General features: G+C 70.6%; 9 protein-coding genes. 8 read left to right on the forward strand and 1 reads right to left on the reverse strand.

Annotated features, from left to right (window positions below):
• The 7 genes from CLV40_RS16255 (at position 1) to CLV40_RS37265 (ending at position 8,695) form a co-directional block, all read left to right on the forward strand.
• On the forward strand, positions 1-459 hold the full coding sequence (locus CLV40_RS16255; RefSeq protein WP_104479731.1) for a phage tail protein: 459 nt from the start codon (positions 1-3) through the stop codon (positions 457-459).
• Positions 460-493: 34 nt separating this feature from the next.
• On the forward strand, positions 494-1,258 hold the full coding sequence (locus CLV40_RS16260) for a LysM peptidoglycan-binding domain-containing protein (protein WP_104479732.1): 765 nt from the start codon (positions 494-496) through the stop codon (positions 1,256-1,258).
• On the forward strand, positions 1,259-3,172 hold the full coding sequence (locus tag CLV40_RS16265) for a phage baseplate assembly protein V (RefSeq protein WP_104479733.1): 1,914 nt from the start codon (positions 1,259-1,261) through the stop codon (positions 3,170-3,172).
• A 9-nt stretch (positions 3,173-3,181) separates the two neighbouring features.
• The gene (locus tag CLV40_RS16270; protein ID WP_104479734.1) at positions 3,182-3,589 is read left to right on the forward strand and encodes a GPW/gp25 family protein; all 408 of its coding nucleotides are present in this window, start codon (positions 3,182-3,184) and stop codon (positions 3,587-3,589) included.
• Positions 3,589-5,514, forward strand: a complete 1,926-nt coding sequence (locus CLV40_RS16275) for a putative baseplate assembly protein (RefSeq protein ID WP_104479735.1) — start codon at positions 3,589-3,591, stop codon at positions 5,512-5,514. The genes CLV40_RS16270 and CLV40_RS16275 overlap by 1 nt, the downstream gene beginning before the upstream one ends.
• Positions 5,514-6,047: a phage tail protein gene (locus CLV40_RS16280; protein WP_245931325.1), complete on the forward strand. Its 534-nt coding sequence runs from the start codon at positions 5,514-5,516 to the stop codon at positions 6,045-6,047. Before CLV40_RS16275 ends, CLV40_RS16280 begins: the two co-directional genes overlap by 1 nt.
• A 2,123-nt stretch (positions 6,048-8,170) precedes the next feature.
• Positions 8,171-8,695 carry a discoidin domain-containing protein gene (locus CLV40_RS37265; RefSeq protein ID WP_146108052.1) on the forward strand — a complete coding sequence of 175 codons (525 nt, stop codon included), beginning with the start codon at positions 8,171-8,173 and terminating at the stop codon, positions 8,693-8,695.
• A 359-nt stretch (positions 8,696-9,054) separates the two neighbouring features.
• On the opposite strand, the gene CLV40_RS16290 is transcribed toward CLV40_RS37265, so the two are convergent.
• The gene (locus tag CLV40_RS16290; RefSeq protein WP_181043538.1) at positions 9,055-11,613 is read right to left on the reverse strand and encodes a choice-of-anchor D domain-containing protein; all 2,559 of its coding nucleotides are present in this window, start codon (positions 11,611-11,613) and stop codon (positions 9,055-9,057) included.
• Between the two features lie 183 nt (positions 11,614-11,796).
• Here CLV40_RS16290 and CLV40_RS16295 point away from each other — a divergent pair, with 183 nt between their 5' ends.
• Positions 11,797-13,092 carry a COG1470 family protein gene (locus CLV40_RS16295; RefSeq protein ID WP_104479783.1) on the forward strand — a complete coding sequence of 432 codons (1,296 nt, stop codon included), beginning with the start codon at positions 11,797-11,799 and terminating at the stop codon, positions 13,090-13,092.
• The last annotated feature ends 416 nt before the right edge of the window (positions 13,093-13,508 follow it).

Raw genomic sequence — 13,508 nt, forward strand, 5'->3', positions numbered from 1 at the left:
ATGGTCGCGCTGCACAGCGCCGAGACCCAGCTCGCGCTCACCACCCGCTTCCACGTCGCCGTCGACGGCGTGGACCTCGGCGGCTGGGCGCGGTGCCAGGGCCTGCAGGTGAAGTTCAACCCCGAGCTGATCAACGACGGCGGCAACTACGAGTACGAGGTGATCCTGCCCGGTCGCGTGCAGTACCCGAACGTGACGCTCACCCGCGCGATGAACGCGCCCGACACCGCCCGGGTGCAGGCGTGGCTGCGTGACCGGGTCAGCGCGTGGATCGGCGCGGACAGCAGCGGCGACGGCGGCACCGCGCAGATCACGCTCTTCGACGCCCGGGCCGGGGTGGTGGCGGCCTGGCAGTTGCGCAACGTCTACCCGGCCACCTGGAAGGGGCCGGACCTGGACGCGATGACGTTGGGGATCGCCACCGAGACGCTTGAGCTCGCGCACGAGGGATTCCTGTGACCACCACAAGAGTACACGCGCAAGGGAGGTCGTGATGGTCCTCGGTGCAGCACTCGGCTTCGCGGCCAACGTCGGGATCACCGCGGGACTGGCGGGCAGCCAGTTCCCGGCTTCGCTGCGGTGCACGACGTTGCCCCACGTCGGCTTCGTGCCTTTCGACTTCAACCCCACCACCATCACCATCAAGCGGACGAGCAAGGTGGGCAAGACGGCCTCGCCCGGCGGCGGCAAGGGTGATTCGGGCACGGTACGGCCGACCACCAAGAAGGTGGACGGCGGGACCATCACGCTCGCGGAGATCGTCTTCGAGGGCAAGACCACCAAGCTGCGCTGTGACACGCTCCTCGGCTGGATGTCCCCGGACTCCGGGTTCCTGGGTCAGGTCCTCTCCATGGTCACCGGGCAGAACCTCAAGACCGAGCCACCCGAGCTGACGTTCCAGTACGGGCCACCGATGGTCGGCTTCGTCTACACCGTGAAGCTCTCCGGGTGCACCGTGAAGTACACCCGCTTCACCGGCGCGGGTATCCCGGTGCGCGCCCTGGTCACGATGGAGTTGACCCGGGTCCCCACGCTCCTCGACTCCCTGCCGCAGAACCCCACTTCCGGTGGACAGCCCGGTCGTCGCAGGCACACCGTCGCCGAAGGCGAATCGCTGCAATCCATCGCCACGGCCAACTACGGCACCCCCGCGGCGTGGCGGCGGATCGCCGAGGTCAACGGTATCCAGGATCCCATGCGCGTCCGTCCTGGAACGACTGTCTACCTGCCCAACCCGCAAGAGCTCCAGGAGGCGTAGGTGCTCGAAGGTCTGCTCGGCGGCAAGAGCGCGGCCCTGGTCTGGCCGTCGATCCGGGTCGGCATGGTCGGTCTCCCGCTCAACCCCTTGGCCATGCCCAACCTGGTGCGCGCCGTAGTGGACACGCACCTGCACCTGCCGGACATGTTCGAGCTGATCTTCGCCGACGACGAGGGGAACATCGTCTCCACCGCCGGACTGGACATCGGCACCACGGTGAAAATCGCGGCGGGTCGCGCGGATGACAGCGGAACCAGTACACTGATCTCGGGCGAGGTCACGGCCATAGAGGCCATTTGCCAAGACGGACTCATCTTCTCTGTGGTGCGCGGGTACGAACGCGCGCACCGGCTGCAGCGCGCCAAACGCACCCGGACCTGGCTGGGTAAACGCGACAGCCAGATCGCCACGGACATCGCCCGGGCCGCGGGTCTGCGCGTCGGCGACGTGCAGACGACCCGCACCGTGCACCAGCACCTCGCGCAGGTCGCGCAGACCGACTGGGACTTCCTGACCCAACGGGCCCGCGAGATCGGCTTCGAGACCGGCGTCGAGGGCGGGGAGTTCTTCTTCCGCCGCGCGTCCGGGCGCCCGGCGGGTGGCGCGCTGGGCGGAGTCGCGGGTGCCGTGGCGGACGCGGCGAAGAGCATCTTGGGCTTGAGCACCAAGCTCGTGTTCAAGGACAACCTGCTCACGTTCCTGCCGCGCGTCACCTCCGCCAACCTCACGCCGGACGTCGAGGTCCGCGTGTGGGACACCAAACGCGCGCGAGTCGCCGTCGCGGGCAACCGGGTCATGACCGGCACCGCCGAACTCGACGACGAACCCGGCGACCTGGCCAGGGACGCCACCCGGGGCATGGTCCCGATCCCCGCGCTGCCCCCGCCGGTGCTGAACCCGGGCCTGGCTTTCGTGCGGCCGCCGAGCACGACCGCGCACCTGGTCGTCGACCGGCCCGCTGGTCGGGGGCCGAGCGCCGACGCGGCCGCGAAGGAGATCGCCGAAGGTGTGGCCGACCACGTCGGCAGCGTCTTCGCCGAGGCCGAAGGCGACGCGCTGGGCGACCCCGCGATCCAGGCGGGCGCCGAGGTGGAGATCGGTGGCGTACCCGAGAAGTTCGTCGGCACCTGGGTCATCACCAACGCGCGGCACGTCTTCGACGCCGAGGAGAACGGCTACCACACCCGGTTCTGGGTGAGCGGACGGCAGAACCGCAACCTCCTCGGCCTCACCAACCCGCCCCAGCGCCCGCAGGAGTTCACCGGTCTGGTGTGCGGCGTGGTCACCAACGTGCAGGACCCCGAGCAGAAGGGCCGGGTCAAGGTCACCCTGCCGTGGCTGGCGCACAACTACGAGTCCGACTGGGCCCGGACAGTCCACATCGGAGCGGGTAAGCGCAGCGGACCGCTCTTCCTGCCGGAAGTCGGTGACGAGGTGCTGGTCGGCTTCGAGTTCGGCGATGCCCGTCGGCCGTATGTGCTGGGCGGCCTGCTCAATGATACCTGCTCCTTCGGGCACCTGGGCACCGCCGTGGCCGCCGGAACCATCAACAAACGCGGCATAGTCACCCCTTCGGGGACGCGGCTGCTGTTCACCGACCGCGTACTGGCCCCGGCCCCACCCACCGAGTCCAAGATCGAACTCGGTACCGCGGACGGGAAGACCGGGTTGAGCGTCGACCAGGTCGGCGGCACCGTCACGCTGTCCTGCGCCCCCAGCCCACCGGCCAGCCGCAACCCCGTGGGCTCGCTGACCATCGAGTGCGGCGGCGCCGGGACGGTCACCATCCGCGCGGGCGCGGGCGGGATGAAGCTGGAGTCCGAGGGGACGTTGGAACTCAGCGGCAAACTGGGTGTGCGGATCACGAGCCCCGGGGTCACCGAGGTCAAGGGCTCCATGCTCAAGCTCAACTAGGAGGGTCGGATGGCGCAGGACTTCGTCGGCGCGGGCTGGGCGTTCCCGCTCGGTGTCGGGCCGCAGGGCGGCATCGCCCTGGTGCGCCGGGAGGTGGAGCTGGAGCAGGCGATGCGGCTCATCCTGGCGACCTACCCGGGCGAGCGGCCGATGCGCCCCGCGTTCGGCAGCCGCATCCGCGACTACGTGTTCCGGCCCGTCAACCTGGAGACGGCCGCCGAGCTGTCGCAGGAGGTCCGCGACGCGTTGCTGCGCTGGGAGCCGCGCGTGGACGTCGAAGGCGTCGGCGTCGAACCGGACCCCGATGACAGCAGCCTGCTCTACATCGACATCCGGTACGTCGTCAAGGACACCAACGACCGCCGCAACCTGGTCTTCCCGTTCTACACCATCCCCGAGGACGGGAGTGACTACTGATGGTGCTACCCGCACCCAACCTCGACGACCGCCGCTTCCAGGACCTGGTGGACGAAGCCAAGCGGATGGTCATGCGCAAGTGTCCGGAGTGGACCGACCACAACGTGTCCGACCCGGGCGTGACGCTGATCGAGACTTTCGCGTTCATGACCGACCAGGTGCTGTTCCGGCTCAACCAGGTCCCGGAGCGCCTGTACGTCAAGTTCCTGGAGATGATCGGGCTTCGGCTGGTACCGCCGACGGCCGCGCAGGTGCCGGTGACCTTCTGGCTGTCATCGCCCGCGGTGACGGCCGTCGGCGTGTCGGTGGGGACGGAGGTGTCCACCGCGCGGACGGAAGCCGCCGAGTCGGTGGTGTTCAGCACGTGCGAGGACCTCTGGATCGTGCCGAGCGTGCTGACCCGGGTGGTGAATCCGGCCGGGGACGTGACGGACAAGCTGCGCATGGGCACGTCGTTCCCGGCATTCTCGCCCGAGCCCCAGGTCGGGGACGCGCTGCTGGTGGGGCTTGACGTCGCCGTGCCGCGTTGTGTCGTCCGGGTCGACATCGGTTGCCAGGTCACGGGTGTCGGTGTGCATCCGGACCACCCGCCGCTGGTGTGGGAGGCGTATAACGGAACCGAGTGGGTGCGGTGCCGGGTCGGCCAGGACACGACCGACGCGATCAACACCGACGGCTGGGTGCATGTGCACGTCCCGGCCGGTCACGTGACGTCCGTGATCGATGGGGAGAGCGCGGGGTGGCTGCGCGCGCGGGTCGTCGAGGTCGACGACGAGTACCCGACGTACCACGAGAGCCCGGTGATCACCTCGCTCGCCGCGAGCACGGTCGGGGGAACCGCGACGGCCCAGCACTGCGATGTCGTCGAGGACGAGGTGTTGGGGCAGTCCGAGGGGGTGCCCGGGCAGCAGTTCACCCTCGGCCGGGCGCCGATCGTCGCGAGTGGACTGCTGGAGACGACGTCCGACGACGGTTGGGTGCCGTGGACCCTGGTGCCGCACTTCGCCGGGAGCGGTCCGGCCGATCGGCACTACCGGCTCGACGGTGCCACGGGCGTGGTCCAGTTCGGACCCGCTATCCGAGAACCGGATGGGACGGTGCGGCAGTACGGCGCCGTGCCGGATCAACGTTGCACGATCCGTGTTCGCGGGTATGCTTACGGTGGCGGGCGCAGCGGCAATGTCGGACGTGGCGCGATTCGCATGCTCAGTTCCTCCATCCCGTTCGTGGCTGACGTGGAGAACCTGGACGCGGCGACCGGTGGTGTCGACGGGGAGACTCTGGACCAGGCCAAGGCCCGTGGTCCAATTTTGCTGCGCACCCGTGGCCGGGCGGTGACTGCGGAGGACTACGAGGCGATCACGCGGGAGGCCGCGCCGGAGGTGGCGCGCGTCCGGTGCGTGACGGCGGGCGACGACGACGCGGACGCGGGGTCGGTGCGGGTGCTGGTCGTGCCCACCGTCGCCCAACTCGACGGGCGCATCGAGTTCGCGGACCTGGTGCCGGAGCGGCAGACCCTGGCCCGGATCACCGACCGCCTGGACGAGGTCCGGCTCATCGGGACCAGGGTGCTGGTCTCGCCGCCGAAGTACCGGGGTGTCACGGTGGTCGCGCGGGTGATCGCTCGACCGCGGGTGGACCGCGCGCGCGTGCGGTCGGAGGCGCTGGCCGCGTTGTACGGCCACCTGAACCCGGTGACCGGCGGGTCGGACGGCGCGGGCTGGCGCTTCGGGAGACCGGTGCAGGCGGGTGACATCCACGCGCTCCTGCAACGGGTCCGAGGCGTGGACATGGTCGAGGACGTCCGGCTCTTCGGTGCCAACCCGGTCACCGGTGAACGCGGCGACGAGACGCAGCGCCTTGACGTCGACCGGCACAGCCTGGTGTTCTCCTTCGAGCACCACGTGAAGGTGGAGGACCACTGATGCGCGGTGCTGTCGCGGGGCTGCCCTCCGCCGTCCCGATGCTGGAACTGTTGCCCGCCATCTACCAGGAGGACCCGTTCACCGAGCGGTTCATGGCCGGGTTCGACGACGTGCTGGCGCCGGTGCTGTCCACAGTGGATTGCGTGGCGGACTACCTCGACCCGCTGCTGGCCCCGGAGGACTTCCTGGAGTGGCTGTCCGGCTGGGTGGGCATCGAACTGGACGAGGGCTGGCCGCTCGACCGCCGACGCGCGGTGGTCGGCACGGCGGTGGAGATGTACCGCATGCGCGGCACGGTGTCGGGCCTCCGGGCGAACCTGGAGGTCCTGACCGGCGGCGTTGTGGAGATCGTCGACAGCGGCGGTGTCGCCCACTCACTGGACCCGGACGCGGAGCTGCCGGGTGACGCCCACCCCCGGCTGGCGGTCCGGGTACGGGTGCAGGACCCGTTGTCGGCCCCGGAGGACTTGGTGGACGCGGTGGTCGCGGCCGCCAAGCCCGCCCATGTCGTGCACCGGGTGGAGGTGGCGTGATGATCGTGTGCAAGTCGTGCGCCAGTCACAACCAGGACACCGACACCTTCTGCGGGAAGTGCGGTGGGTTTCTGGAGTGGACGGGGGAGAAGGTCGCCCCGACACCGGTGAAGGCCGTTGTGGTGGTTGAGGAGGAGGAAGAGGAGCCGCCCAAGCGCGGCCTGTTCGCGCGCCTCCAGTCCGCGCTCTACCTCGACGTGGGGCATCGTCCGCCGCTTCCCGAGCCCACCAAACCGACACCGGCCGGCGCTCCTGGTGCCCCCAGACCCGCCGCCGCGAACACTCCCGGCCCTCCACGGCCACCTGGCGTGCCCACACCGCCCGCGCCTCCGGGCGCGGCTCCGGCGCCACCAGCCGGTGTCCCCAGACCTCCGGCGCCACCGGGGACGACACCGCCGTCCCCTCCTGCTCCTCCCTCGGCTCCGAGCGCCGCTCCGCCGGCTCCCCCTGGTGCCCCGAAACCCCCGTTGCCACCGGGGGCCGTTCCGTCGCCCCCGGGTGCCGCTCCGCCGGCGCCTCCTGGTGCCTTGAAGCCCCCGACGCCACCGGGGACGCCGTCGACTTCTGCTCCCCCCTCAGCTCCGAGCACTGCTCCACCGGCACCTCCCGGCGTCCCGAGGCCTTCGTTGTCACCGGGGGCTGTTCCGACGTCCCCTCCTGCTCGTCCCGTTCCTCCAAGTGCCGCTCCGCCTGCGCCTCCTGGCGCCCTGAAGTCTCCGACGCCACCAGGGATGACACCGCTGGCTCCTGCTGCTCCTCCGTCGGCTCGGAGCGTCGCTGCGCCAGCTTCCCCTGGCGGCTTGGAGCCCCCGTTGTCACCGGGGGCTGTCCCGTCGCCCTCGCCTGCTTCCTCCGTGCCCTCGGGTGCCGCTCCGCCAGCGCCTCCCGGTGCCGTGAAACCTCCGTTGCCACCGGGGGTCGTTCCGTCGCCCCTTCCTGCTTCGTCCGTGCCTCCGGCTGTCGCTTTGCCGGCGCTCCCTGGTGCTCTTGAGCCGTCGCTGCCGACGGGGGGCGTTCCGCTGTCCGCTTCCAGTTCTTCCGGCTCGCCGGGTATCGCTCGGCCGGGTGCCCTCGAGTCGTTGCTGCCGCCGGGGGACGTTCGTCCAACTCCTCCAGGTGTTATCAAGCCCCCGTTGCCGGCGGGTGCTGTTTCGCCGGCTCCTCCTCGTCCTTCCGCGCCTCAGGGTGTTGCTCCACTGGCTCTCCCTGATGCTCTCGAGCAGTCGTTGTCCCCTGCCAATCCCTCCGCGTCGTCGAGCGTCGCACCGCCAGTTGCCCTCGAACCGTCACTGCCGGTGGGGGCTGTTCCGCCGTCCTCCGCGTCACCGGTTCCTCCAGCTCCCACCGAGGCTCTCAAGTCGCCGCCGGGGGTTGTTCTGCCGTCTCCGCCCAACCGCGCTATGCCTTCTGCGCTGGTCTCGTCACCTTCGGCTGGAGTTCCGGCCTCCTCCGCACCTGAAGGCTCGGTTCAAGCGGCTTCTCTCGGCGTGTCGACGCCGTCGGATGCGCGGCCAACTCCGCCTGTCCAGCCGTCGGGCGCGTCTGCCCCGCCTTCGCCTTCACCGCGTAGCGGGGATTCGGAGGCTGCCGGTGGGGCCGGGCCTGCTCTCCCCGCGCTGCCTACCTGGAGGCCGCCAGCCGCTGCGGGAGCGCAGGCGAGTGCGGCTGCGGGGTTGGCTTTGCCTGTGGCGCGGGTGGTTGTTCCGGGGCAGCAGGGTGGGATGCCTGGGCAGCGGGAATCGGCGGAGCGGGTCGAGGCCGCACGGGGGTTGGTGGCCGATATCGATCCCGTTGAGGGGCAGCCGGGGGAGGTGTTGCCGCAGGAGTCCGTTCAGGCTGTGCCCAAGGTTCGGCGGCGGGCCAGTACGCGGCGGCTCGACCCGGGTGACCTGATCTGCGGGGACTGCGGTGAGGGCAACGTCGCGACGCGCAAGTTCTGTAGTCGGTGTGGGTGTTCGCTGGCGGATGCCGAGGTCGTCAAGCAGTCGTGGTGGCGGCGGTTCGTCCCGCGGCGGGGAGCCAGGTCGCGCAAGTCGGGGGAGCGGCCGAAGAACCTGCGGGGGAAGTCGAAGGTCGGGGAGGGTGTTGCCGCGGCGTTCCGGGTTGTGCGGCGGGTGGTGTCGGTGTTGCTGATCGTCGCTTCCGCGGCTTACGGGCTCTCCGCTGACTTCCGGGGGTGGGTGAACGCGCGCGCCGTCGCGTTGCGGAAGCAGTTCGAGGAGCTGGTTCTGCCGCAGTACGCGCCGGTGGCGCCGGTAGCCATCACGACGACATCCGAGTTGCCCGGTCATCCCGGGGGCGCCGCGTTGGACGGGTTCAGCAACACTTACTGGGCGGCGGCCAAGGATGGGCCCGAACCCACCCTCGTCCTGCGCTTCGACCGGACCGTCACGCTCGCCAAGGCCATCGTTCGGCCCGGTGCTCGGGACAGCTTCCAGTCCACGCACCGGCCGCAGCGGTTGCACCTGGTCTTCTCCACCGGCAAGACCGCTGACCTGGAACTCAAGGACAACCCTGAGCCGCAGGAGCTCGAGATCGCGGACGCGGAAGGGGTGACCTCGGTGGAGGTGCACGTGACCGGGCTGTTCCAGAGTGTGAAGGGTACCGAGGTGGCGCTCAGCGAGATCGAGTTCTTTGAGGAGAAGTAAGGGGCGGTCGGCAGGCCCCGGGCGCGGACCGGCTGGGGGCACCTCCGAGAGAGGGACAAGCTCGATCGAGATACAGGGGACCTCCCGTGCTTCTGGCTGCCGCCGGGCAAGTTTGGTCTTGCGACGCAGGGGCGGACCCGCGACCAGGGCGCCGTCCGCGCCGACGAGCAGGTTCGTGGTGACGGTGGTGCCGTCCGGCGAAGGGGCCAGGCCGGGCCGGTGACTTCATGGCCCCAGTGGAATGTGCCGAAGGAGTCCGAAGCAGCATCCGCGCCGCAGCTCACCCATAAGGCAGGCACGTCACTGACCGTTGTTGACTGTGCCTCTTTAGACGAGGTTCAGATCCGAGCGTGTGCGGGTCAACCTCGGCCGACGAATTGGGACGGGCTCACCGTGTTGATGACCACCAGCAACGGGCGTTCGGCGGTGATGTCGGTGCCGTCGACTGTCGCGACCGCGGTGCGCGGTCCCACGGATGCCTTGGGCAGCACCAGCAACTGCGTGCTGAACCGGCCGTCCGGGTCGGTGGTCGCGGTGGCCGAGCCGACCGCCTCGCGGTAGGTGATGGTGATCGGGTGGTTCGGCGTGAAGTCGATCCCGGTCGCGATCGTGACCCGCCCCGGGGCGACTACCGCGGGGTTGAGGTCCAGCACCGGTTGCCGGGCTTGGCCGCGCACCGCCACGAGGTGCGGGCCACCCGGGGCCGTGCTGGTGATCTCGATGACCGCGGACCGGTCGACGGGCGCGGCCGGGCCGACGGGTCGGAACCGCACGTCCACCACGCACGAGCCGCCTGCCGTGATCGTCACGTCCTGGCATGAAGTGACATCCAGGGAGAAGTCTACCGAGTCCACCGACAATCCCGTCACGGTCATCGGGCCGTCTCCGGTGTTGTGGATGGTGAGCGGGAGCGGTGGGCCGTCGGACAGCAGCAGTCGGGGGCCGAAGTCGAGCGGGTCCGGGTCGGCCGCGAACCTCGGGATCTCCGCGACCACTTCGGGATCACCGTCCACGGTCCCGGGGTCGCCGACACCGGTCAGGTCCACGGTGTACTCGCGTCCGCCGCGGGTCCGCGCGATCAGCCGACCGGTTCGCTCGCCTGCCCCTGATGGGGTGAACCTGATGGAGATCAAACAGGTGTCGGTGACGTGCAAAACCGTTCCTACGCAGGTGTTCGCGCCGAGGGAGAATTCGGAGTTGTTGATTGCCAACGACTCCACCGACAGCGGGCCGAACCCGGAATGCGCTACCGTAATGGTCTGGGTGTAGTCATCGCCGATGTGCACCGAGCCGAAGGCTGGCGGCTCGGCGCGCAACGTCGGTTCGAAGGTGTGCGCGAAGACGTCCGTTCCCGGTTCGTCGGTCACACCGTTCGCCAAGTCGCTTGAGGTGGAGTCGAACGCCACGCGCGCGCCATCGGCCGAGAGCGACGGCGGCGTGGAGGACCACCGCGGTGTGCTGTCACCCGGGCAACGCGGGGCTTCGGCAGTCCCGGGGCAGTCCGTGCCGCTGGGTGCTGAGGCCAGGGCGCCGGGCAGTCGGTTCGGGCCTCGTCGTTGGTCCGCGACCAGGTCGCGCACCACGACCTGGCAGCGCACCGGCTCCTGGGCGAGTGCGCGGGCGCCACCGCCGGTGCACGAGGAGTCGTCGTCGGGCGGCACGTCGGCACCGTCGTGGGCGCCCGGGGAGTCGGTGACGAAGGCCAGGTAACGGCCGTCGGCGGACAGGCCGGGCAACACGGCGTTGATCGGCGCGCCCGTGTTGTCGAGGGACACCACGCGCGAATCGGCTGTGTCGGGGTGTACGACGTGGACGGTGGACCAGCTGCCGTAGCGCCCGGAGGCGAAGGCGACGACCGAGCCGTCGCCGGAGATCGCGGGCGACAGCAGGGCCACGCTCTCGTCGGTGCCCAGGGGCGTGCCGTCGTCGGCGAGGTCGACGCGCGCGTTGCGGCCCGCGGCGACGTCGGTGCGGATGATCGCGTTGAAGCGGGTGGCCGCGGAGTCGGGGCCCTCGGGAACGACCGCGTTCGCCGTCGACACGACGTAGCGGCCGTCCCCGGAGATGTCCGGGGTGGTCTGCCGGTCCAGCCGGGCTCCCGCCGTGCCGGGGAGGTCGGTGGGTAGCTCGCGCCCGGGTGCCGGGAGGCCGTTGGTCAGGTCGGCGACCAGCAGGCGCGTGAAGCCCGCGGTGAGCGGTGACTGCTGCCAGACGACCCGGGTGGCGCCGGCGGCGATGTGCGGATTGTCCACAATGGTCGATCCGGGAGTGGAGAGGAGGTGGTATCGGTAGTCCAGGGTGCCGTCGGGTCGGCGCGCGTCGAAGACGCCGTTGGGGGCGCGGTCGCAGAGCAGGACGGCGGCTGTCCCGCCCGCACCCGCGACGATGTTCGTCGCCGTCGAGAGGAACACTACGAACCGGCCGTTGCCGGAGATCGAGGGTCGGTAGCTGTCGCCGTCGGCCGCGGACTCGGCGACCTGGGCGGCGAGGGACAGCAAGCGCTTGCCGCCCAGGGAGAAGGTGGGTTCCGTCGTGGTGGGTGATGACGGGCTGCTGCTCGAGGGCGGTGGCGTTGGTGGTGTGGAGGACGGTGGTGCGGTGGGGAACTGGCCGCGGCTGATGAGGACGGTGCGGTTGCGAGCGGTGTCGCGGACGTAGACGTTGCGCGTCTCGGCCGCGGTCGGCCCTGCCAATTCGGCCCTGCTGGTGAACGCGATCGCCGTGCCGTCGGACGAGAGGTCTTGGTCTTCGCCGCCGCTCTCGGACGGGGCGCCGTTCTCGTCGACGGTGGCCAGCAGTGTCGACCCGGGTGCGGGTGCGGCGGCGGCCGTCGTCGGCGTGCCGACGGGGATTAGCAGGAGACCGGTCGTGACGGTGAGTGAGAGCGCGGCCAGACCGACCCGTCGGGAGACCACCACAGCTCGCACCCTCCACTCGCGATCGACGCTGTCCCAGCGTAGGAAGGTGGTGCTGGGAAAGCCTCCCGCGCGCGGGAGGCGAAGTGGACCCCGGCCCGCGCACGAAGGGGCAGGTCGGGCTGCCCGGCCACGCACCCGTTCGCGGGTCCGGCGCGGGCGGGCGGGTCGGGACACTGCGGGGTCATGGGAGCCACCACGTCGCTGGCAGGCAGCGAACTCGCCGTCACCCCGGGGGAGATGGTCAGCACCACGGTGCGGGTCAACAACTCGGGGCAGCTCGTCGACCAGTTCGCCGTCGACATCGTCGGCGACGCCGCCGCCTGGAGCAGGGTGGAGCCACCGCTGCTGAACCTGCTGCCCGGTACGGAAGGTGAGGTCACGCTGGTCTTCGCGCCGCCGCGCGACGGGACGGTCCCGGCCGGGTCGGTGCCGTTCGGCGTGCGGGTCCAGTCGCGGGAGGACCCGGCGGGGTCGATGGTGGTCGAGGGCGCCGTCGAGGTCGGGCCGTACACGGACCTGCGCGTCGAACTGGTGCCGCGAACGCTGAACTGCCGGTCGCGCGGTCGGTGTGCCGTGGTGCTCGACAACGCGAGCAACCACCCGCTGGCGGTCGAGGTCGCGGCGTCGGATCCCGAGGACGCGTTGCGGCTGCGGCTCAACTACGCGACGTTGACGGTCGAACCGGGCCGGGCGGTGTTCTTGCGGCTGCGGTTGAAGCCCAAGGACCGGTTCCTGCGCGGGCCGGAGCGGCGGCACCCGTTCCGGATCGCGGTGTCGACCGACGGCACGGCTCCCGCGACCGCGGATGGCACTCTGGTGCAGCACCAGCTGATTCCGAAGTGGCTGCTGCCCGCGCTGCTGGTGCTGCTCGCGCTGGCGATCGCGGCGGTGACGCTGTGGTTCACGGTGTTGAAGCCGACCATCCAGTCCGCGGCCCGCGACACGGCGGCGGAGGTGGTGGCGGCCGAGCAGGCGAAGCTGGCGGACAAGGCGGATACCGCCGTCCGGAAGGCGGCCGCAGCGGAGGAACGGGCGGTGGCGGCGGAGAAGAAGGCGGACGGGGTGGTCCCGAGCACGCCACCGCCGGTGACGGGGCCGGGTGGGGTCGACGTGTCCCGGGGGCAGGCGTTCGACTTCCGGGTCGTGACCGACGCGGCGGCTACGGGGGATCCGGGGCAGTTCCCGAAGTTCACGGGGGACGGGGTGCCGGACGGGAAGACGCTGGTGATCACCGATGTGGTGTTGCAGAACCCGCGTGGGGATTCGGGGACGTTGCGGATCCTGCGGGGGGAGAAGGTGTTGCTGGAGTTCGGGTTGAGCAACTTCCGCGATGTGGACTACCACTACCTGGAGCCGTTGACGTTTCCGCCTGGGGAGGAGCTGCGGGTGGCGGTGAACTGCCAGGTTCCCGGAGCGCCTGAGCCCGCGACGGGGAAGTGTCGACCGTCGGTGTCGTTCTCGGGGCGTATCTCCGGCTGACGCCGATGGGGGCACCTGCGCTGGCTGGAGGGCGGGAATGTCGGTGCCGCGACGAGCGCGCGGTGGGCTGGGGTCAGACCGCGTCATGACCGGGTGCTGAGTTGGTCGGCTCGGCAGGGGAGTCGGACGCGGTAGGTGGCCGGGCAGCGTGGTGGACTGGGCGGCTCCTGTTGACGCGGTGCGGTTTCCTCGCACGGCGGAGCAGCGGGTGCAGCTGGTGCGGTGGGTACCGGGACCGCTGCGGGCATGCTGGTGGGGCGAGCGGCTTGACCGCGGAGCGGTGTGGGTGGGTGCTCGGACGGGTTTGGAGGATCCAGCCGGGTGGGGGTTGTACGAGTGGCCAGGGGCATGGAGCGTGGTCGGGGCGAGGGGCGAGGGGCGAGGGGCGAGGGGCGAGGGGCGAGGGGCGAGGGGCG

Origin of the sequence: Actinokineospora auranticolor (assembly GCF_002934265.1) — a bacterium.
Lineage (GTDB): Bacteria > Actinomycetota > Actinomycetes > Mycobacteriales > Pseudonocardiaceae > Actinokineospora > Actinokineospora auranticolor.

Excerpts from the sequence above, each read along its gene's own strand:
- CLV40_RS16255 (WP_104479731.1), top strand. The coding sequence starts at position 1 with ATGGTCGCGCTGCACAGCGCCGAGACCCAGCTCGCGCTCACCACCCGC.
- CLV40_RS16260 (WP_104479732.1), top strand. The coding sequence starts at position 494 with ATGGTCCTCGGTGCAGCACTCGGCTTCGCGGCCAACGTCGGGATCACC.
- CLV40_RS16270 (WP_104479734.1), top strand. The coding sequence starts at position 3,182 with ATGGCGCAGGACTTCGTCGGCGCGGGCTGGGCGTTCCCGCTCGGTGTC.
- CLV40_RS16275 (WP_104479735.1), top strand. The coding sequence starts at position 3,589 with ATGGTGCTACCCGCACCCAACCTCGACGACCGCCGCTTCCAGGACCTG.
- CLV40_RS16280 (WP_245931325.1), top strand. The coding sequence starts at position 5,514 with ATGCGCGGTGCTGTCGCGGGGCTGCCCTCCGCCGTCCCGATGCTGGAA.
- CLV40_RS16295 (WP_104479783.1), top strand. The coding sequence starts at position 11,797 with ATGGGAGCCACCACGTCGCTGGCAGGCAGCGAACTCGCCGTCACCCCG.